The organism is Streptomyces sp. NPDC030814 (genome assembly GCF_055572155.1).
In genome coordinates this window covers 89,879-110,462 of sequence record NZ_JBVIDX010000009.1, presented here as the reverse complement: position 1 = coordinate 110,462, position 20,584 = coordinate 89,879, and the positions used below count along the sequence as shown (strand labels likewise).

The 20,584-nt window shown below is 71.6% G+C and carries 18 protein-coding genes and 1 pseudogene; 7 read left to right on the top strand and 12 right to left on the bottom strand.

Annotation, left to right across the window (positions count from 1 at the left end):
* The first annotated feature begins 199 nt into the window (after positions 1–199).
* Both ACZ43N_RS20570 and ACZ43N_RS20565 read left to right on the top strand, forming a co-directional pair.
* Entirely contained in the window at positions 200–643 is a 444-nt protein-coding gene (locus tag ACZ43N_RS20570; protein ID WP_468099195.1) for an STAS domain-containing protein, read from the top strand.
* 88 nt (positions 644–731) lie between these two features.
* Complete coding sequence (locus tag ACZ43N_RS20565; protein WP_468099194.1) at positions 732–923, top strand: hypothetical protein; 192 nt, start codon at positions 732–734, stop codon at positions 921–923.
* 444 nt (positions 924–1,367) lie between these two features.
* Here ACZ43N_RS20565 and ACZ43N_RS20560 read toward each other — a convergent pair whose 3' ends face one another.
* Complete coding sequence (locus ACZ43N_RS20560; protein WP_468099193.1) at positions 1,368–1,802, bottom strand: protease inhibitor; 435 nt, start codon at positions 1,800–1,802, stop codon at positions 1,368–1,370.
* A gap of 459 nt (positions 1,803–2,261) precedes the next feature.
* On the opposite strand from ACZ43N_RS20560, the gene ACZ43N_RS20555 reads away from it, so the two are divergent.
* Complete coding sequence (locus ACZ43N_RS20555; protein ID WP_468099192.1) at positions 2,262–3,431, top strand: lactate 2-monooxygenase; 1,170 nt, start codon at positions 2,262–2,264, stop codon at positions 3,429–3,431.
* 23 nt (positions 3,432–3,454) lie between these two features.
* Here the strand turns inward: ACZ43N_RS20555 and ACZ43N_RS20550 are convergent, their stop codons facing one another.
* Positions 3,455–4,885 (bottom strand): DUF2252 domain-containing protein, encoded by a 1,431-nt coding sequence (locus ACZ43N_RS20550; protein WP_468099191.1) that lies wholly within the window; start codon positions 4,883–4,885, stop codon positions 3,455–3,457.
* Between the two features lie 28 nt (positions 4,886–4,913).
* Positions 4,914–5,240, bottom strand: a complete 327-nt coding sequence (locus tag ACZ43N_RS20545) for a carboxymuconolactone decarboxylase family protein (RefSeq protein ID WP_468099189.1) — start codon at positions 5,238–5,240, stop codon at positions 4,914–4,916.
* A gap of 248 nt (positions 5,241–5,488) precedes the next feature.
* On the opposite strand from ACZ43N_RS20545, the gene ACZ43N_RS20540 reads away from it, so the two are divergent.
* Complete coding sequence (locus tag ACZ43N_RS20540; protein WP_468099187.1) at positions 5,489–5,860, top strand: amphi-Trp domain-containing protein; 372 nt, start codon at positions 5,489–5,491, stop codon at positions 5,858–5,860.
* Positions 5,861–6,016: 156 nt separating this feature from the next.
* Here ACZ43N_RS20540 and ACZ43N_RS20535 read toward each other — a convergent pair whose 3' ends face one another.
* The 4 genes from ACZ43N_RS20535 to ACZ43N_RS20520 form a co-directional block, all read right to left on the bottom strand.
* Complete coding sequence (locus tag ACZ43N_RS20535; RefSeq protein ID WP_468099186.1) at positions 6,017–7,858, bottom strand: RICIN domain-containing protein; 1,842 nt, start codon at positions 7,856–7,858, stop codon at positions 6,017–6,019.
* Positions 7,859–8,394: 536 nt separating this feature from the next.
* Positions 8,395–8,772 (bottom strand): toxin Doc, encoded by a 378-nt coding sequence (locus tag ACZ43N_RS20530; protein ID WP_468099185.1) that lies wholly within the window; start codon positions 8,770–8,772, stop codon positions 8,395–8,397.
* A 3-nt stretch (positions 8,773–8,775) separates the two neighbouring features.
* On the bottom strand, positions 8,776–9,024 hold the full coding sequence (locus ACZ43N_RS20525; RefSeq protein WP_468099183.1) for a hypothetical protein: 249 nt from the start codon (positions 9,022–9,024) through the stop codon (positions 8,776–8,778).
* A gap of 127 nt (positions 9,025–9,151) precedes the next feature.
* On the bottom strand, positions 9,152–11,395 hold the full coding sequence (locus ACZ43N_RS20520) for a glycoside hydrolase family 9 protein (RefSeq protein ID WP_468099182.1): 2,244 nt from the start codon (positions 11,393–11,395) through the stop codon (positions 9,152–9,154).
* 652 nt (positions 11,396–12,047) lie between these two features.
* Here ACZ43N_RS20520 and ACZ43N_RS20515 point away from each other — a divergent pair.
* The gene (locus ACZ43N_RS20515) at positions 12,048–14,462 is read left to right on the top strand and encodes a SpoIIE family protein phosphatase (RefSeq protein WP_468099180.1); all 2,415 of its coding nucleotides are present in this window, start codon (positions 12,048–12,050) and stop codon (positions 14,460–14,462) included.
* 177 nt (positions 14,463–14,639) lie between these two features.
* On the top strand, positions 14,640–15,896 hold the full coding sequence (locus ACZ43N_RS20510) for an SLC13 family permease (RefSeq protein ID WP_468099179.1): 1,257 nt from the start codon (positions 14,640–14,642) through the stop codon (positions 15,894–15,896).
* Positions 15,897–15,944: 48 nt separating this feature from the next.
* On the opposite strand, the gene ACZ43N_RS20505 is transcribed toward ACZ43N_RS20510, so the two are convergent.
* Positions 15,945–16,862: a helix-turn-helix domain-containing protein gene (locus tag ACZ43N_RS20505; protein ID WP_468099177.1), complete on the bottom strand. Its 918-nt coding sequence runs from the start codon at positions 16,860–16,862 to the stop codon at positions 15,945–15,947.
* A gap of 64 nt (positions 16,863–16,926) precedes the next feature.
* Between ACZ43N_RS20505 and ACZ43N_RS20500 the strand changes: the two genes are divergently transcribed.
* Positions 16,927–17,721, top strand: coding sequence for a phytanoyl-CoA dioxygenase family protein (locus ACZ43N_RS20500; protein WP_468099176.1), 795 nt, complete (start codon positions 16,927–16,929; stop codon positions 17,719–17,721).
* A 299-nt stretch (positions 17,722–18,020) separates the two neighbouring features.
* Here the strand turns inward: ACZ43N_RS20500 and ACZ43N_RS20495 are convergent, their stop codons facing one another.
* The 4 genes and pseudogenes from ACZ43N_RS20495 to ACZ43N_RS20480 form a co-directional block, all read right to left on the bottom strand.
* Positions 18,021–18,611, bottom strand: a complete 591-nt coding sequence (locus ACZ43N_RS20495) for a flavoprotein (RefSeq protein WP_468099175.1) — start codon at positions 18,609–18,611, stop codon at positions 18,021–18,023.
* A 24-nt stretch (positions 18,612–18,635) separates the two neighbouring features.
* Positions 18,636–18,902 carry a LuxR family transcriptional regulator gene (locus tag ACZ43N_RS20490; protein ID WP_468099174.1) on the bottom strand — a complete coding sequence of 89 codons (267 nt, stop codon included), beginning with the start codon at positions 18,900–18,902 and terminating at the stop codon, positions 18,636–18,638.
* Positions 18,821–19,243 (bottom strand): annotated as a pseudogene (locus ACZ43N_RS20485) (hypothetical protein); the annotation flags it as partial. The gene ACZ43N_RS20490 and the pseudogene ACZ43N_RS20485, both read right to left, overlap by 82 nt.
* A 128-nt stretch (positions 19,244–19,371) precedes the next feature.
* Complete coding sequence (locus ACZ43N_RS20480) at positions 19,372–20,313, bottom strand: TIGR03619 family F420-dependent LLM class oxidoreductase (protein ID WP_468099173.1); 942 nt, start codon at positions 20,311–20,313, stop codon at positions 19,372–19,374.
* Between the last annotated feature and the right edge of the window lie 271 nt (positions 20,314–20,584).

Here is a 20,584-nt window from a genome sequence, read left to right as displayed (position 1 = left end):
GGCCCCCTTCATGCGCGAACACGGGGAGGACAGCGCCCGTGTCCCGCGAAACCGCACCTGAAAGGTCAACACCTGAAACCGGAATTCACCATTTCGAGTGCCATCAAACGAGGTGGGCGACACTACGGGGATGGCTGCCACCATGCCGGGGTATGTACCGGGATCGACTGCGCCCTACCCCTCAGAAGGTGGAGCCGCCATGCCTCCGGAAGCTGATGAACGATCCACCGGTCGCCGCGAGGGCACGACCACGGGACATCGACTCGGCGAGCCGAACGCGTACGCCCGCAGCCGTCGGACCGGCCCGTTCACCGTGGTCGAGGCGTCCGGCGAGATCGACATGGCGTCGGCTGCCTTCCTGGCCGAGCATCTGACGGCCGCCGTGGCCGGCGACGGCAGGCCGGACATCCTGGTCGACCTGCGCCGGGTGGTCTTCCTCGACTGCTCGGCGCTGCGTGTGCTGTGCCGGGCCGAGGCCACGGCGCGAGGGCGCGGCGGCCGGCTGCGCCTCGTCTCCGACCAGCCCCGCGTCCACCAACTGCTGCGCGCCACACGGTTGCTGGGCCGCTTCCCGCCGCTCCCGGAACTTCCCGTCGCCTCTCCCCCGATCCCACGGCCAAGCCCTGACGAGCCATGGGGATGAAACGATTGAAGGACCTGGGGGCAGGTGTACACCGTTCCGGCCGCACCGGTACGGACATCCGAGCCACACAGAAGTGGAGACGCGCGAAGTGAAGTTCCTTCTCGAGGTCGACCTGGACAGTACGGGCTGGGACGAGGGAACCACCGTCCAGGAGCTGGAGCGCATCCTGCGGTACTGGGGCGGCAACCTCCGGCACTGCGAGATGGCACCGGGGGACGGGCAGGCCCTGTACGACTCCGGGCACCGGGAGGTGGGCCACTGGACCGTCACGTCCGAGTGACCGGCCGGCCCCGGTCCGGACGGGCGGCCGATCCCGGCGGACGACCGGTCGGCGCCGGACCGGGGTCTGTCGTTTGGATCACGCCGGCTGCCGGACCGGTGCCGTCGGACTGCCGGTGAGCGGGGCGTGGTGCGTGCACGTGCGAGGCGGAGGAGGGCGTCCATGCGGAGCGTGGGCAACCGACGGCAACGCCGCGGGTGTGCGCACCACACCCGGCGGCGCGGGCGTGATCCAGACGCCGGGGCCCAGGCGTGATCCAGTCGGGGCCCAGTGGCTGATCCCACCCCGGACACGATGCCGGGGGCCGGCCGGCAGCCCCACTCTGCCTTGGCCGACCCCCGATGGGATCGCGTGGCTCACCACGACAGGGCTCGCACTCCCCAGTTACGGGCCCTCGCTCATCACTCGCGGAACCACACGACCCCGGTCTCGGAAGTTCTCCTCCTAGAAGGAGAACAGGGCCGTCGTCGCGGAGTTCTTCACGCAGTCGTTGGAGAAGACGCGCTCGTAGGCGACGCGCTTGCCCTGCCATACGCCCTGAACGGTGACGACCACCGGGTCGTACTGCTTGGTGCAGAAGGCCCCGGTCGTACCGCTCAGGGCGTCGAAGTCCCCGTCGCTGGCCCGGAGTTCGGCGCAGGCCTCGACGGCGGCCGGGTGTGTTCCGGACGGGCGCGGCGCGCAGGTCAGGGTGACCGCGCGCTCAGGGGTGGCGGCCGCCGCGAACTCGCCGTGGCCCGTGGTCAGGACCAGGGCGGACGGCGCGTACAGCCCGGATGTCCCGGGCTGGGGGGCGGCCAGCGCAGAGCCCGCGAAGGGGCCGCAGACGGCGGTGGCCGTCAGGGTGAGAGTCGCTGCCCATCGCGCGGTTTTCGGCATTGTGTGCATCCTTCCGCTCTTGGAGTGCCGGACGTTTCGTCTCACCTGTCACGTGGACGAAGCCCGTCCGGTCGGTGCCGGTTCGGCGAGCGCGAGTCTGCCGGGTCCGGGACCGGAACACACATCGACCCCCCAGGTTTCAGTAACTTTGAGTGTTGAAGTAGTGGCGTGAAGTCACGGAATTCGAACATGCAAACCCCGATTCTGAGCGGTTCTTGATCGTCCGATGATCGCAGATGGCTGGATCTCCACGGCTCGGCAATAGGCCTGAAACATTCCGCTTGCCGCCGTGACGAACCCCGCTGTGACCCTCAGAAGACCCCTGATGTTCATGTCGGGACGCAGGGGGCCAGGGTGACTTGACGCGTTGTGTCCTGGGCGGTGGACGGCGGCGGACCGACTCGTCAGGATCGTCGGCGGAACGGCGCGTGCTCGACGAGGAGAGGTGGGACGGAGCGGATGGCGAAGCACTGGGCGGATTTCCAGTACGAGATCTATCTGAACGGGATGACGGGGGCCGTGCCCCGGATGCCCACCGACCTCACCCGGCTGGAGGAGCTCGCCGAGCACCGGCTGGGCGCCGGTCCCGTGGGCTATGTGGCGGGCAGCGCGGGCGACGGCAGCACCGCCCGCGCCAACCGCGCCGCCCTGGAACGCCTCCGGATCGTGCCGCGGCTGCTGCGGGACGTGCGGGAACGGGACCTGACCGTCGAGGTACTGGGCCGCACGCTGCCCGCGCCCGTGGCCCTCGCCCCGGTGGGCGTGCTGTCGATCGTGCACCCGGACGCGGAGTCCGCCGCCGCCCGGGCCGCCGCCGCGCAGGGTGTGCCGTACATCCTGTCCTCGGCGTCCAGCACCCCCATGGAGCAGGTCGCGGAGGTGATGGGCGACGCGGAGCGCTGGTTCCAGCTGTACTGGGCGAAGGACCGCGAGGTCACCCGGAGCTTCCTCGGCCGGGCCCGGGCCGCCGGGTTCTCGGTGCTCGTCGTCACCCTGGACACACCGATGCTGGGCTGGCGGCCACGGGACCTGGAGCGGGCGTATCTGCCGTTCCTGCACGGCGTCGGCACCGCCAACTACTTCTCCGACCCGGCGTTCCGGGCGGGGCTCGCCAAGCCGGTGCACGAGGATCCCGACACGGCCGTCCTGCACTTCGTGGGCATGTTCGGGGACCCCGGGAAGACCTGGCCCGACCTCGCGTTCCTGAGGGAGCACTGGGACGGACCGATCGTCCTCAAGGGAGTCCTGCATCCCGACGACGCCCGGCTCGCGGCCGACGCCGGAATGGACGGTGTCGTCGTGTCCAACCACGGCGGCCGGCAGGTGGCCGGCTGCGTCGGCGCGGCGGATGCCCTGCCGGGGGTGGCCGAGGCGGTCGGGGAGCGGCTGGCCGTGCTCTTCGACAGCGGGGTGCGCACCGGCGACGACGTCTTCAAGGCGCTCGCGCTCGGCGCCCGCGCCGTCCTCGTCGGCCGTCCCTACGTGTACGGCCTCGCCCTCGACGGGCAGCCCGGCGTCGAGCACGTGATCCGTTCCCTGCTGGCCGAGTTCGATCTCACGCTCGCCCTGTCGGGACACCGGACGCCCGGCACGATCGACAGGGGCTCCCTGGTCGGCGCCACCCCGTGACCGCCCGTCGGCGGCCCGCGCGATCAGGCCGCCGGCAGTTCCTCCGCGGGGAGCCGGCCCGCGCGTACGGCGTCGGTCAGGGACTCGTGGTCACGCTCGTTCTGGTCGGCGTAGGCCTCCGCGAAGATGGCGAGGGCCCGGTCGAAGGAGTCGCCGCCGCCCAGGTACGCGGCGATGGCGATCCGGTCCCCGGACCGGGCGTGCGCCCGCGCCAGGGTGACCCCGCACAGCTCGCCGAACGCCCCCATGTCCTTCGGCCGCATCCGCTCCGGCACGGCGATGCCCTTCCAGTCGCGCAGTTGGCGGACGTAGAAGTCGCGCTGCTTGCCGTCGAATCCGTCCACCCGTTCCCAGCCGAGGAAGATGTCGCTCGTGGCCTGCATCAGCCGCTGGCCCGAGACCACCCGCTCGCCCTGGTTGCTGTACTTGCTCGCGCCGACATGGGGGGCGAGTACGGAGGTGTCCGCCTCCTTGGCCTGGAGGAAGAGCGGGTCGCGACCGTCCCGGCCGAGCAGGAGGAAGATCCAGCACCGGGTGCCCACGCTGCCGACGCCGACGACCTTTCGCGCGACGTCGACGAGCCGGTAGTCCTCCAGGAGCGTGCGCCGGTCGGACGGCAGCGTCCTGCCGTACCGCTCGAGAAGACCGCGGAACTGGCGTTCGAGGCCGCTGCGCTCGACATCCGGCAGCAGGTCGGAGGCCGGGATGAGCAACGGGGGATCCGCCGCGATCCTGGGCCGGCCGTCGACCGTCTCGGTGAGCTTGTCGAACGCCTGAAGGCTGTCGCGGGAACGGGCCTTCGCCAGCGCCTGGGCCAGATTCCGCTGACTGCGCCTGTGGAGCCGGCCCGCGGCGAGGGATTCGAGAAGATCCGCTCCGATCTTCGCGTACCAGACGTCGAGGTTCCCCGTCCGCGCGAAGCGGATCATCGACTCGCGGTACTGGCGGACCGTCGCCCGCACGATACGGGCTCGCTCGGCGTCGTCGAACCCGTTCGCCCGGCCCGCGATGACGAGACTGGCCGACAGCCGCTTGACGTCCCACTCCCAGGGGCCCGGCAGCGTCTCGTCGAAGTCGTTGATGTCGAACACCAACTGCCTCTCCGGCGAGGCCAGCAGCCGGAAGTTCAACATGTGTGCGTCCCCGCACAGTTGGGCTGTGAGGCCCGAGCTCGGGCTGTCGGCCAGATCGGAGGCCATGATCGCGGCGGCGCCCCGGTAGAAGCGGAACGGGGACTCCCTCATCCGGCCGTAGCGGATCGGGACGAGTTCGGGCACCCGTGCCGCGGACTGCGCCTCCAGGATCGACAGCGGATCCGGCCGGTCGGGGGACGGCTTGTACACGGCATGGCCCGACCGCGGCGAGCGGCGGCGAGCCGCCTTGCCGAGGGCCGCGCGTTCCTCGGGCGTGGCGTGTGGTGCCGCGCGCATCGCCGTGGTCGCGTTCCGGGACATCGAAGCGCCCTTCTGCCCGTGGGTGCCGTCAGGCCTGGGGTTCGATCCCGGCATCGGCGACGGCGATGGCGATGCCCAGGGCGGTGGAGATGTTCCCCGCCGCCGTCATGACGCGGGCGGTGCCCACGATGGGCGCGATGGCGACCAGCACGTCCTGCATCTGCTCGGTGGTCAGACCGGCCCTGAGGGCGGGGTCGATGTGGGCCACGTAGGAGATGGGCGGGGCATCCGACGCGGCGAGTGCCGCGATCCGCGTGAGGATCAGCATGTCCGGGGGCAGCCCGCACCGCTCCAACGAGTCGACCGTCATGGCGGCGAGGGTGTCCAGGACAGGGGTTTCCGACGCAGTGGCCATGGCGAATGCCCTCCAGGTGAGGTGGGAGCCCGGGGAGGCATGGGCGCAGGAGCACCGGGTCCCGCGAGCTCGAAGCTCCCTCAACCGTAGAGCCGGTTCCGGCGGCCCGCACGGGAAGGCCTTGGTGGGGCCCCGACGCGGAGGTTTCCGCGGCGGTCATGCGGATGTCCGATCCCGCGCACGGCAGCAGAATGGTCAGTGTTCACCCTCATGTGGTCCACCCTTTGCGCGATGGATCGGAGACCTCCATGAAGGACCTCAGGTTCGAGCAGAAGCGCTCGCTGTCACGTCTTGAGGCGGCCGACCAACTCACGGCGCTGGCGGAGGCGCTGCGGGAGGGCGGGGAGGCCGACATCGAACTCGCTCCCGGAACGCTGAGTCTGCGGATCCCGGACGATCTGCGCAGCGAGATCGAGGTCGAGATCGGAGACGGCGAGATCGAGTTGGAGATCGAGCTCACGTGGCCGACGGCGGCGAGCCGCACCGCGCCGAGCCCGGCGACGACCGCGGACGCGGAGAAGCCGGCGGCACGGAAGAACCAGCTCGCCAAGACGAGCCGGAGCGGCACGGGAACGGGCAGGGGCAGGAGCACGAAGCGGCCCCCGGCGAAGGCGTCCTGATCCGCCGGTGGCCGCGCCGCTCGGGGCGGGAGGAGCGGGACGGCGCCGGGGGCGGAGCCCCGCACGCACCCGGCACCCGGCACCCGGCACCCGGCACCCACACACCCGGCCACGCGCGCGTCCGGCCCCGTACGCGCCCCTGCCCGGCGGGTCCTCCTACAGTTCGGCCTCCGGCGGTACGCCCGGCGGCAGATCCGGCAGGTGCAGCGTCGACAGGGACGGCAGTGCGCCGGAGTCCGCCTCGGGCGCTCGCGGCGTGCCGTCTCCGATGGACATGATCGAGCCGTTGAGCTCGGCGTCCGGGGACACCCCGGGCACGGGCCCGTCCTGCTTCTCCGGCCCCGGCACCGGCGCATCGTCCTTCGCCTCCGGCTCCTTCGTGACCGTCCTGGTCTCGGCGGTGGGCGCCTCGGAGCCTGAGACGGAGAGCGACTCGGGGCTGGCGGTGACGCCGTCGGTGAGCCAGCGCTGGGTGGTGGAGTTGTCCCGGCCCTTCACCACGACATCGGCCTTGGCCTCGGTCTCGGTCGGGGCGACGGCCAGCCCTTCGCCCCACCGGGGCAGCAGCTCCCCCTGCACCGTGAAGTCGTAGCGCACGTCGTCGCCGCGCGCGGAGTCCTCGTCGGCGCAGGTGCCGAGCACGACGACACCGGCGTCCACCTGGGAGTCCAGGCACAGCTCCGGGTTGGCGACGCTGCGCAGCAGTCCGTCCTCCTCGTAGGACCACTTCTGGGTCCAGTCGGAGGAGCACACGGCGAGTTCCGTCGAGGCACCCTTCACGGCCTTGCCGCCCTGGACGTCGAGGCACAGGTCGGCGACCTGGTTGCGCAGCCGGGTCTGCTGGGGTGCCGTGGGGCGGCCGGCGTTGGCGGGCGGCGTCGGGGAGGCGCTGGTACCGCTGCTGTCGTCGCCGGTGTCGGGTGCTGTGGCGACACCGCCGCCGGCGCTGGTGGACGCGGCGGGATCCGCGCCGCTGCCGTCGTCGGACAGCAGAGCGGCACCGAGGATCGCGGCGAGCAGCGCCCCGGAGGAGACACCGACGGTGAGCAGCGTCCGGGGGGTGCGCGCACCGGCGGTGATGCGGCGGCGCTGGGCGGGGATCTGGGAGAGCAGACGGTGCTTGCCGCCACCCCCGGACCGTTTTGAATTCCCCTTGTACGGCATCCGGCCGGGCCGGGAGTCGAGATAGCGCCGCGCGCCCCAGCCGAGTACGGCCTCGGCGAGGACCCCGCCGAGTCCGCCCTCGAAATGGCTGAGCTGGTCCGCCGCGTAACGGCAGTAGCGGCACTCCAGCAGATGCTGCTGGACATCCGGGAGCAGGGCGCCGCCGCGGCGAATCGGCACGTCCAGCAGGCGGTTGTAGAAGCGGCAGTCCTTGGACGGCGCGAGTTCGCGGTGGGCGCGGACGCAGCCCTCGCGGAATTTCTCGCGCGCCTGCTCCAGCGTGGCGGTCGCGCTGTCGGCGTCCAGACCCAGCAGACCGGTGGGTATGGTTATCGTTTCGGCTTCTACCTCGGTGTGCCACAACAGACACTGGGCAACGGCCGGGAGGGCCTGAAAGGACCGTTCCACGAGCTTGCGATTTTCGGGCGTCATGGACTGCGCCGCGCGCATGCCACGGCCTCCGGCGGGTTTCCGCAAGTCCGGCAGAACGCCGGAGACGCCCTCCTCCGCGGACCACTCCTTGACCGTGTCACGCGCGGCCACGAGCAGCCTGGGCCGCAGAGCGACACCCGACTCGCCCCGCATCAGCCCGTCGAGCACCCGGTGGAAGGCGGTCGCGGTGACCATCGAGGCGACACTCGACCCCGAGGCGAGGCAGATGACGGCATAGTCGTACGTCGGCTGCCAGTGCCGCGCCATCAGCAGGGCGACGGGATCGCCGGTACCGCCTTCCGGCCAGCCTCGCAGCCGGGCGGCGAGAATCTCGTCGGACTCCCCGGGGACCGGTCCTGGCGCGGGCGCGTAGGCAGGGCGGGGGGGGTGGGGGGTGTGCACAGAGCGGGTTCCTTCCAAGGCGCAAGATGGCACACGGAGTTGTGACCGCCGAAAGGGCCCTGGATTGGTGCGTACCTTTTGGCGGGCGCCGGGAAAGCGGCCGGGGACTGAGCCGCATGATGGCCGTCCACCTTGAGCCTTTTGGACTCTTCGGCGACCCGAAAACCCAAATGGCCTTTCAGGCCGGGCCATTGCCCCTGCGCAGGAGATTCACCCTTGCACAAGTTACTCGCGGCTAACAAGGCACTTGGACAACATCTGCATCACTAAAAGCAGGTCAGATGACCGGAATGGTGCGCTCCGATTCGCAGAACGAACCCTTCCGGTTCCGCTGGGGATTCCAGGTCCAAGCGCCCCGTGTGAACCGTGCGCACGCCTCGGTGGCCCACGCACTCTCCCGGCCCGGTGAGGGTTGGTTGTTCACTGAAAACGGCCGAATCGCCTGGGCCACGCGCGGAACGGCGGCTCTCCCGCGCGAAACGGGCCGCCGACCCTGTTCCTCCCGCCCTGGGTCGGCGGCCCCGGCGTCCCGTCCGTCAGATCTGCCATGAGCGGAGCCGGTCCGCCGCCCCGTACACGTCGGCCTTCCCTGAGATCAGATCGCGGGCGAGGTCCACGAGGGCCCCGTAGGGCGGGTTGATCCCGACACCGCTGACGAACATGTACGCGACGGCCGTGGCGCAGGCGAAGCGCGCGTTGGCGGCCGGCAGGGGCTTCAGCACCGCGAGGGTGTGCAGCAGCGCGGCGGCCCGCCAGGCCGGGTCGGAGTCGACCCCGAGGCGTGGCGGGTCGACGCGGTGCCTGGCCACGGCGGCGACGAGGGCGGAGAAGTCGTTGATCGTGGGCTGCTCGGGAAGGACCTCTTCGTGGCGCTGGAGCAGCCAGGGCACGTCGATGTGGATGACGGCGGCCATCGCTCAGCCGGCCCGTCCTTCCGCCGCCGCGGAGACCGGTTCGTCGTCCGGGAAGGCGGCGGCGAACTCGTAGGCGTGCGTGGTGAAGAACTGCCGGAAGGCCTCGGCCCCCTCCTTCAGCGCCCGGTGGCGCACGATGTCGGCCGCGGCCGCCTCACGCACGAGCGCCTTCATCGACGTACCGCGCTCCTTGGCTATCTGCCTCAGGTCCTCTAGCTCACGGTCGCTGAACTCCACATTCAGAGCTGGCATGCGCCAACGGTACCGCGCGGGTACTTACCCGTAAATATTCCCAGGTCATCGCGTATGCGGTGCGGTACCGAACGGGTGCGGCCGGCACCCCTCGGTCAGGGGTGCCGGCCACATGATCAGCGGGGACTCAGGTCTGGTCCGCCACGAACGAGGCCATCCGGGCCAGCGCCGCGTTCCAGTTGATCGCGTGCTCGTTGGTCGACCAGGACTGGATGTCGTCGATGTAGCAGAACTGACCGACACAGCCCTGGAGTTTGCTCTGCGCGAAGGGGTCCTGAATGCCCGAGTTGGCGCCTCCCGCCAGGGTGCCCACCGGCGGGTTCGGCTGGGCCGGGTCCAGTTGGTGGGCATACCACCGGCTGTGCTGGTTGCGGGCGTTGACCTCGCCGTAGCCGGTGACGTACGAGATGTTGAGGGCGTTGCGGCCGAAGAGGTAGTCCATGCTCTGGAGCGCGCCCTCGCGGTACTTCGACGCCCCGGTGATGTCGTAGGCCGAGGCGATGACGACCGCGTTGTTCAGGATCTGGTGGTTGGAGCCCCAGTCGTAGGCGTTCTTCTCGGGCGCGTACGGCATGCCGTACGGGTGGTCCTTGAGCGTGGCCAGGTAGCGGTCGGCACCCTTGATCACGGACTCGCGGACCTTGTCCCGGCCCGGCAGCCTGTTCGGCACGAGCGCGAGGTCGAGGCGCCCGGCGGCGGCCGTCCTCGCCCAGTCGAAGCCGATGGGACCGAAGATGTCGGCCGTGTGCACCGGTGAGCCGAGCACGAAGTCGGCGAACTTCTTCTCGCCGGTGGTGAGGTAGAGCTGGGCGGCCGCCCAGTAGAACTCGTCGGCGACGTTGCTGTCGGCGTAGGTGCCGCCGCCGGTGCCGTCGCTCTCGGAGGCGTACATGTCGGGGTGCTCCAGGGCCGCCGCCCAGGCCGTGCGGGCCGCCGCGAGGTTCTTCGCCGCGAAGGCGCGGTCGTAGGGGCGGTAGAGGCGGGCCGCCTGGGCGGCGGTGGCCGCGAGGTTCAGTGTCGCCGCCGTGCTCGCCGGGTGCAGTTCCCGCTTCTGCGGGTCGTCGGCCGGCATGAGCGGCAGTCCTGTCCACTGCTCGTCGTGGATCTTGTGGTGGGCCATGCCCGCGAGCGGCTTGCCCTGCGGTACCTGCATCTTCAGCAGGAAGTCCAGCTCCCAGCGGACCTCGTCCAGCAGGTCGGGGACCTTGTTGCCGCTCTCGGGGATGTTCAGCGAGCCGTCACCGAGTGTGTGGGTCCGCCCGGTGCGGGCGTAGAGCGAGCGCTCGTAGGTGCTCAGCACCTCCCAGGTGGAGATGCCGCCGTTGACGACGTACTTGCCGTGGTCGCCGGCGTCGTACCAGCCGCCGGTGACGTCACGGGTGTAGTCGCAGACGCCGGGCTGGCAGGGCACGTGGTCGTCGCCCTTGTTGGGGGCGACGTTCAGGTGCCCGGCGGCACGGCCGTAGCCGGGACGCAGTTCGTCCTTGATCGCGATGCCGCTGCGCTGGGTGTAGTAGTACTTCAGCGAGTCGAGCCGCAGCCTTTCGTAGGCGCTCGGGTCGATGTCGAAGGGGCGGCTGGTCTCGCCGTCGACCACCAGGGTGAAGCCGGTGCCGCGCTTGCGGTAGGAGCCGAAGTCGAGGGAGTGGACGTTCTGCCCGGAGGAGGCGTCCACGCCACGCGGCCGGGTGGAGCCCCGGGCGACCACGGAACCCGAGGCGGTCCTCAGCTCCCAGGGGAGCTTGGTCGTGGCCTTGGTGACCAGGGTGGCGTTCTTCGGTCCGGCGGGCAGATAGGCGACCTGGTTGACGCGTATCCGTGGCCCGGTGTCGGGCTCGTAGACCTCCGGCGGCACTCCGCCGAGCAGGGAGACGTCATCCATGCAGAAGGTGAATGGATCGGCGTTGCCGCCGACTTGGAAGCCGACCTGGCCCTGGGTGGTGTCGACCGGGGAGGTGAAGGTGTACGAGTACCGGTCGCCCGAGACGTTCAGCTGCGGGCTCACCTCGAAGTAGGTGTCGTACGGCGCGACCTGGAGGCCGACGATCGCCCGCAGGATCTTGCCCTGGGGGGTACCGGAGGCGGAGAAGCTGAACCGGTAGGACTCGCCCTTGACCAGGGTGAGGTCGTTCTGTCCCACTGCGGCGTCCCAGCGGTTGGCGGTACCGCCGGGTATCTCGGCGCAGAGGCGGCCGTCGCTGAGACCGGCGGTGACGTTTCCGGTGGTCCACCACGGGGCGGTGGTGGTGTCGAAGGTGCCGTTCTTGACCTGTTCGACCTCCTCGGCCTGGGCCGAACCGGCGGGCAGCGCGGTGAGCGCCGCCGCGAGGAGGGTGGTCAGGGCGAGCAGGGTGGTTCTGGGTCGTTTCACGTCTGGGCTCCTCGGAGGAGGTGGGGGCGCACAGCGGTGACACGGGGCGTGGGAGCGCTCCCAGATGCGGACGATGGCCATGCTGTTCGAGACATGACAGCCCGTCAACGGTCCGGACAGAACGGGTTTCAGGATGTCCGACCCACTCACGCGCAGCACACCTCGCAGCGAGGAGGGATGACGGCTCGTCAAAGTGAGCCGAAGTCGGGAGCCTGCCGCGGGGTGAAGGTGACCGTGACTGAAGCGGCACCACGGTCGACCTCCACACCTTCGACGGGAACACACAGCCCGCCGTCGACGATCGCGACATCTGACAGCCCGGGCAGCGCGCACCCCTCCCCGACGGAGGGAGGGCCCCCTCGATTGGCCGACAGCACCGACCCTTGCCTTCCACCCGGCGCCCAGCCCTCGGGACCACACCCCGGGCGAACACCGACAGCGAGGCCGACACCATAAACGATCACGATCAATCAAGATCAATCAGAATCCACCGAACTGCCCCACAGGCATCACCAGCCCCTGGAGCCCCTTGGGCGCGGACGGGCCACCGAGCCCTGTGGGCATGCGGTTTCCCGTCCGCATTCCCCGCAAAGCACATAGGCTGGAATTCGCCCGTAAGCCCGTTCGGTCCGGCGGAATGGAACTCGCGACGATGAGGACCCGCAAGGTAACGCACGGTGACCAGCCTGCGTATGCCCTGGACGGTGCCGCCACGGCGCGGGCAGTCGTGGACCGCGACGGCCGCGTCGTCGAGTGGAACGAAGGAGCCGGACGCCTGCTGGGCCGGCCCGCGGCGGAGGTCGTCGGCCGGCCCGCCGCCGAGCTGCTGGCCCCGGAGGCGGCCTTTCTGCCACCCCCGCCCGGCAGCCTCAGCTGGAGCGGCACCCTCACGCTGCGTCATCGTGACGGACACAACGTGACGGTGTGGTTGCTCGCACACCAGCGCGGGTCGAAGGACGGCGACGACAGCGGCGGCTGGCTGGTTCTGTGCCCGTTGGACGACCCCGGTCCGCTGGTACGCGACGATCCGCTGGCCGCGGCGGTCATGGTCCAGTCGCCGTGCGCCATGGCGGTCTTCGACGACCGGCTCCGGCTGCGCGGCATCAACGGCGTGATGGCCGACGCGGTGGGCATCCCCGAGAAGAAGCTCCGGGGACTGCACATGTCGGAGATCGTGGGCGGGCGGCAGGGCGAGAAGCTGGAGGAGCATCTGCGTGAGGTGCTCGCCCTGGGCCGGCGCAAGGACGTGCAGACGTTCCTTCGAGCCGCCGACGAGAACAGCGCCCACGCCTGGTCGGCGGCCATCGCCCCACTCTTCGACGACACCGGCCGGCCGATCGGTGTCTGTGTCACCGGGCACGACATCACCGAGCAGTACCTGGCCCGTCAGCGGCTGCAGCTGGTGAACGAGGCGAGCATCCGCATCGGCACCACCCTCGACGTCCGGCGCACCGCCCAGGAGCTGGCCGACGTGTGCGTCCCGGCCCTCGCCGACTTCGTCAGCGTCGACCTCGTGGAATCCCCGGACCACGGCGACGAACCGCACGAGGGTCCGCTGTCCGCGCCCTTCACCCTGCGCCGCACGGCCCACCAGTCGATCACCCCGGGCTGCCCCGAGGCCGTCGTCGAGCTCGGCCGGACCGATGTCTACCCGGCCACCTCACCGCAGGCGGCGTCGCTGTCGGTGGGGCACACGATCGTGGCGACCGACCCCGCCAACACACTCGTGGACTGGCTCGTCTGGGACCCGATACGCTCCGCGCGGGTCAAGGAGCTGGGTGTCCACACCACCATGTCGGTGCCCATCCGGGCCCGCGGCACGACCCTCGGCGTGGCCGTGCTGACCCGCTTCAAGCGGCTCGACCCGTTCACCGCGGACGACGAGCTGCTGGCCGAGGAGGTCACGGCGCGGGCGGCCGTCTGCATCGACAACGCCCGCCGCTACTCCCGCGAGCGGGAGACCGCCCTCGCCCTGCAGCGCAGTCTCCTCCCGCAGACCCTGCCGCACATGCCGGCCCTGGAGGCGGCCTCGCGGTATCTCCCGGCGGCGCAGGCCGGGGTGGGCGGCGACTGGTTCGACGTGATCCCGTTGTCCGGGATGCGGGTCGCGATGGTCGTCGGCGACGTCGTCGGACACGGCGTCCAGGCGTCGGCCACCATGGGCCGGCTGCGCACCGCCGTCCGCACCCTCGCCGACGTCGACCTCGCCCCGGACGAATTGCTGACCCACCTCGACGACCTCGTCGTACGGCTCTCCGAGGAGGCCGGCAGCGAGGGTGTGACCGGGGAGGTGGGCGCCACCTGTCTGTACGCCGTCTACGACCCGGTGACCCGCCGCTGCACCTTCGCCCGGGCCGGCCATCCGCCTCCGGTGGTACTGGACCCGGACGGGCGGCCGATGGCGGTGCACGTACCGTCGGGGCAGCCCCTCGGCCTCGGCGGACTGCCCTTCGAGTCCGCCGAACTCGAACTGCCCGAGGGCACCGTCATCGCCCTCTACACCGACGGGCTGATCGAGACCCGCGACCGCGACATCGACGCCGGCCAGGAACTGCTGGCCGATGCCCTCTCCGGCCGCAAGGGGCCGCTGGACGACATCTGCCGTGACGTCGTCCAGTCCCTCCTCCCCGCGGGCGGCGCCCCCGACGACGTGGCGCTTCTGCTGGCCCGCACCAAGGGGCTCAGACCCAACCAGGTCGCGACCTGGCCGATCCCGGCCGACCCGGCGTTCGTCGCCCGCACCCGTCAGTACGTGCTCACCCAGATGGCCCTGTGGGGCATCAGCGAGGCCGCGTTCACGGCCGAGCTGGTGGTGAGCGAGCTGGTCACCAACGCCATCCGGCACGGCGCCCCGCCCATCCAGCTGCGGCTGATCCACGACGAGAGCACGCTGATCTGCGAGGTGTCCGACGGCAGCGGCACCGCCCCGCATCTGCGCCGGGCGAAGACCTTCGACGAGGGCGGCCGTGGTCTGCTGCTGGTCGCCCAGCTCACCCAGCGGTGGGGCAGCCGGCACACCGAGGACGGCAAGACGATCTGGGCGGAGCTGACACTGTCGGAGGAGTGACATCGGTCCTACGGGGCTGTGGCGCCTGCCGAGGAAGCGACTCGTCCGACCAGCGTTTCTCCGCCGGGGGCCGCCTCCCGGAGCGAGCCTGAGGACCGTACGCCTGTTCGTCGGGCACCGTTTCGCGGCGGTAAGGTGCGTCAGTCGTCGCGCCGCCGAAGTCCCGAAAGTCCCCTTGTGAACACCCCCCTCGCCGAGGTTCTCTCCGTCTTTCTGCTCATCGTGGTCCTCGGCGCAGCGGTAGCCCGCCCGTTCGGGCTGCCGGAGGCCGTCGTCGCCGTACCGGCGGCCGGGGTCGCGGTCGCGACCGGCGCCGTCTCCGTCGACCACGCGCGTGCCGAGGCCGAACTGCTCGGCCCCGTGCTCGGGTTCCTCGCCGCCGTGCTCGTGCTGGCCAAGCTGTGCGACGACGAGGGGCTCTTCAAGGCGTGCGGGGCATGGATGGCACGGGCCTCGGCGGGGCGCCCCCAGCGGCTGCTGGGCTCGACGTTCCTGCTGGCCTCCGGGATCACGGCGGTGCTGAGCCTGGACGCGACGATCGTGCTGCTCACGCCGGTGGTGTTCGCGACCGTCGCCCGGCTGGGCGCCCGCCCCAAGCCGCATGTGTACGCCACCGCGCATCTGTCGAACACGGCGTCGCTGCTGCTGCCCGTCTCCAACCTGACCAACCTGCTGGCGTTCACCGCGAGCGGGCTCACCTTCACCCGGTTCGCGCTGCTGATGGCGGCGCCCTGGGCGGTGGCGGTGGCCGCCGAGTACGTGGTGTTCCGGCGGTTCTTCGCGGACGACCTCCGCATGGCGGCTCCTGTGGAGGAGACGGTCGAGCGGCCGCAGATGCCGATCTTCGCGCTGGTCACGGTGCTGTGCACGCTCGCCGGGTTCGTGGTGACGTCGGCGCTCGGCATCGAGCCCGCGTGGGCGGCGCTGGCCGGTGCCCTGGTGTTGTCGGTGCGGGCGCTGGTACGGCGCAGCACCACCCCGGTGGCCCTCTTCCGGTCCGTCTCGCTGCCCTTCCTCGCGTTCGTGCTGGCGCTGGGCGTCGTGGTGCGGGCGGTGGTGGACAACGGCCTCGCCGACGCGCTGAGCCGGGTGATGCCGTCCGGGTCGGGCCTCCTGGCGCTGCTGGGTGTCGCCGCGCTGGCCGCTCTGATCGCCAACGTCATCAACAACCTGCCCGCCGTCCTCGTCCTGGTGCCGCTCGCGGCGCCGCTCGGCACGGGCGCCGTCCTCGCCGTCCTCCTCGGCGTCAACATCGGTCCGAACCTCACGTACGCGGGGTCGCTGGCCACCCTGCTGTGGCGGCGCATCGTCCACCACCACGACCACGACGTGGACCTCGGCGAGTTCACCCGGCTCGGGCTGCTCACCGTCCCGGCGGCGCTGGGCTCGGCCGTGGTGGCGCTGTGGCTGTCGCTGCGCGTGTTCGACGGCTGAACGGCTCCGCGCGGCTGCGCCGGCCGTGGCCGGCGGGGCGGTCGCGGCTCAGCCGCCGTCCCTGAGCGCCTGCCGGTACGCGCCCGGCGGGACCCCGTAGCGCTGCCGGAACACCCGGCTGAAGTGGAACGGACTGCCGAACCCGGAGGCCGTGGCCACCCGCTCGACGGGCAGTTCGGTCGCCTCCAGGAGCCGGGCGGCGTGCAGCAGGCGGGCGTGGAGCAGGGCGCGCATCGGGGGGTGGCCGAGCTGTTCGGTGAAGAGGTGGGCGAACCGCGACGGGGAGAGCGCGACCCGCTCGGCGAGGGAGCGGACGGTGTGCGGAGCTCCGGGGTCCGCGGTGATCAGGTGCTGCGCGCGGCGGACCCGCGGGTCGATCCCCGACCGGTGGGGTTCGGCGTGGGCCGCGGTGAGCAGCACGACCTCCTCCAGCGAGCACAGGGCGAGTTCGCGGGCCGCCGTGCCGTGGGCCACGGCGACCTCGCCGTCCACCGGGGTGCCGTCGGATGCCGGGGGTGAGCCCTCCCCCGTCCAGCGGGCGTCGGCGAGCATCCGGCGGAAGGCGGCGTCGACGCGCTCACGGCTGCCCTCGGAGGTCGCAGTGACGGCGTACACCCGGTCACCGATCTCGTACGGCCGCAGCCACGCCGCCCAGGACGCCCTCGCCTGGCAGTGCACCCACCAGAACGCCCAGTGCCCGGCGCCGGGCCCGACGGCGTAGTGCTGCGGCACGCCGGGCCCGAGGACGACAAGGTCGCCCGGGAGCGCGACGGTCTCCGCCGCGCTCTGCCGCAGGACTCCCCCGCCGCCCGTGGTCCAGGTGAACAGCCAGCTGTCGGCGCCGTCCGGCCGGTTCACGGCGTACGGCGGGCGCTGGTGGAAACGGCCGATGATCACCTGGCCCGGCGGGGGTGACGGATCCGCGGGTGCAGCGGTCTCGGGCAAGTAGTCAGCACACACAGGCATCCTCCCGGAAGGCGCTTCGACCTAGCGTGAAGCACATCGGACACCGAAGGGAAGGGACGCTCGGATGGCAGTCACAGGCAAGGTCGACTTCGAGGAGAACGGCTATCTGGTGGTGCGGGGGCTGTTCTCCCCCACCGAGATCGATCGGCTGTGCGAGCGGTTCGCGGCGCTGCAGGCGGGCGGCCCGATCCCGGGGCACTTCCAGCCCCGCCCGCCGGCGGCCGACGGGCCCGCCGACCCGCTCCACACCCACCCCCGGGTCATGCACCCCCACCGCATCGACGACCTGTCCCTGCGGGTGCTCCTGGACGCCCGGCTGCGGGAGGTCCTCGAGGAGCTGCTCGGCGAGGAGGTCCTGGCCGCGCAGAGCATGTTCTACTTCAAGCCGCCGGGCGCCCGGGGGCAGGCGCTGCACCAGGACAACTTCTATCTGCGGGTGGAGCCGGGCACCTGTGTGGCGGCGTGGATCGCCTGCGATGTGATCGACCGGGACAACGGCGGCCTGGAGGTCGTGCCGGGCACGCACCGCATGGACCTGTTCTGCCCGCAGGAGGCGGACGAGGAGCTGTCCTTCGTCCGCGAGTACGTCCCCCCGCCGCCCGGCCTCACGCCGGTTCCCGTCGACATGGCCCCGGGCGATGTGCTGTTCTTCAACGGCAGCCTGGTGCACGGCTCGCAGCCCAACCGCACCGCCGACCGCTTCCGGCGCTCCTTCATCGGCCACTACGTCGGCCGTTCCACCGAACGCATCGGGCGCTACTACGAGACGCTGACGATGGGCGGTGAGCCCGTTCCACTGGCGGAGAGCGAGGGCGCGGGCCCGTGCGGCACGGAGTTCGAGCCGGCGGGCGCCCACTGACGGCGGCCGGCGCCGGGGGTCCGACGGCGTGCCGTCCGGCCGCGGCCGAGCGCCGTCCGGTTCGACGACGTCCCCGGGGCGGCGGCCCGGGCGGTGCCGACGGCGACGAGTCCGCCGAGCGCGGGGCCCGCTCCGATGGTGGGGACGTGTCGTCGACTGAGATCGCCGGCCATGGAGGGCATGGTCCTTCCGCGGCTCCGTGTCGTTCGGCGGGCCGCTGTGGTGGCGCCGTCAGTCTGCGGCCGGGCAAGGACCTCGCGTGTCGCCCGTGGGCCGGTGACCGGTGACCGGTGACCGGTTCAACCGTTCGGTTGAACGCGGCGGCCTTCCGTCTCCAGCAGGTCCAGCGCCCGCTCCCAGCGGAACTCGGGGCGTGCGCCGTCGGGTGGGGCCTCACCGGTGTACGGGTCGCCGAACCGTACGCCCATGCCGCGCAGTCGCTCCAGGCTCGCGCGGTACGCCGGGTGGGCCGCCAGGGCGTCCGAGACGCAGGGCAGGACGGCGATGGGGACGCCGAGGCCGTACGCCTCGCACAGGGTGCCGAGGGCGAGGGTGTCGGCCGTGCCCGCCGCCCACTTGTTGAGGGTGTTGAAGGTGGCGGGCGCGACCACGACGGCGTCCGGCGGCGGGAAGGGCCGCGGGTCGCCCGGGGAGCGCCAGGCTGAGCGGATGGGGCGGCCGGTCCGCGCCTCGACGTCCGCCGTGTCGAAGAACCCGCCCATGGCGACGGGGGTGGCGAAGACCCCGACCTCCCAGTTCCGTTCCTGTGCCGCCGTGATGAGCCTGCCGACGTCGACGGCGATGCCGGCGGCACAGACGACGACGTAGAGGAAGGGCTTGCCGGAGGCGGGTGCCGGGCTCTGCCGGGTTCCGGGCGCGGTATCGGTCATCCGCGGAACCTTACTGAACCGCCGTCAGCCGCCGGGAGCCCGCTCGACGAGACGTTCGACGTCCGCGGCGGTCGGGCGGAGCAGTCCGTCCCGTACGGCGAGGGCCGTGGCCTCCGCCCGGGAGGCGGCGCCGGTCTTGCGCAGCAGATGCTCGACATGGGTGTGCAGGTGCGCGGCGACAGGAAGAGCGCCTGTGCGATGGCCTGGTTGGTCTGGCCGGTGGCCGCGCGGGTGAGCACCTCCAGCTCGCGGGCTGAGGCCGTACGGCAGCGGGCCGGGCGTCTCGTGCACGAGGACCGCCTGCCGGGCGAGGGCGGCGCCGAGGGTGTGCCGGCGGAGGGTGACGCGGTACCAGTCCTGCCCGACGGGTCACAGCAGGCGCAGTCGCGTGCCGTGTGACGCGGCGAAGGCGCGGGCCAGGCGACGGAACTCGGTGTCCCGCAGGACCGCGGCGGGAGCCCGGCCGGGGACGCCGAGGGTCTCGTCGGCGACGAGCAGGCTCGCTCCGCCGTCCGGCGGCAGGTCGTGGAGGTCGCCGGCGTGGGCGGTGGGGTCGGCGAGGACGCCGAGGGCGGGCAGTGGTGGCGGACCTGTGCGTTCTCGACCGGCCGCTGCTCGGCCTCGACCCGCACGACATCACCCGGGTCGAGGTGGACATGACGGTGTGCGACGGCGGGATCGTCTTCGAGCGCTGACGGGGCCGGGCCCGAGCCAGGGGCCCCGGACGGGTGGGAGCCATGTCCGGGGCCCCTCCGCCGTGTCAGCCCGTGAGTGCGGCCACCCGTCGGATGACGTCCCTGCAGAAGGCCCCCACCCCGTCGGGGTCGTCGATGAACTGGTTCGGCTTGACACAGAAGGTCGTGAACCCCTGCTCCAGCTGTTCCGGCAGGGAGGCGAGGGCGGCGCCGAGGTCCGCCGGGGAGTGGTCGTCGGGGAAGACCGCCTGGATGCCGCCGATCATCTCCAGCTCGGTGATGTCCCGGCCGGCGGCGGTCATCGCCTCCTTCAGCATCTGGAGGTCCTGGGGCGTGGGCCGGCCCAGCGGGTGGAAGCCGTGGCCGTACCGGACCAGCCGGCGCAGCACGGGACCGTTCAGGCGCTGCCCGCCGAACCACAGCCGGGGCCCTTCCGGCCGGTATGCCTTGGGCTCGAAGTAGACGTCCCGGAACGGGTAGTGCTCGCCGTCGTGGGAGATCGGGGACGGCCCCCAGGCCTTCGCCCAGACGTCGAGGTGCTCGTCGAGCAGCCGCCCCCGGCTGCCGAAGGGCACGCCGAGCGCGTCGTACTCGTCCCTGCTCCAGCTGACGGTGGGCTGCACCAGCAACCGGCCCTCGCTGATGAGGTCGAGGGTGCCGAGTTCCCTGGCCATCAGCAGGGGGTGGCGCAGCGGGGCGAGCACCGCGGCGGCGGCGAGCCGCAGACGCTCGGTGACGGAGGCGATCGCGGCGAGCAGGAGCAGGGAGTTGGGCCAGGGGGTGTACGGGTCCTGGTTGCCCGGGAGGGCGTAGTCGCGGGCGTTGCCCATGATGCCGGCGGCACCGGCGTCGGGGCCGAGCACGATGTGCTCGCTGACCATGACGGAGTCGAATCCGGCGTCCTCCGCCTCGCGCGCCCACCGTACGGCGGTGGGCAGATCGGCCCGGCCGCCCGTCAGCGTCCAGTTCTCGCTGAGCACGAGCAGCATGCGTGGTGCGACGACCATGACACCCCCAGATTCGTTTGACTTCAAATAAGATAGGGAGGGTTGGATTCCCCGGTCAATACCTGTCCAGATGGATACCTTGCCCCTTCACTGGCGGCCCGCCCGTCGCTGCCGCCCGGCCGCCGTAATTCGATTGCGGGGGCGGGGCGCTCAGCCCCAAGCTCTGCGCATGTTCATCACCGACGCCTTCCTGCCGCCGACCTCCGCCGCCGTTCGCCCGGTGCCGGGGCAGCAGCAGTCCGGCCGACCGTGGGGACCGACGCCGCCCCGG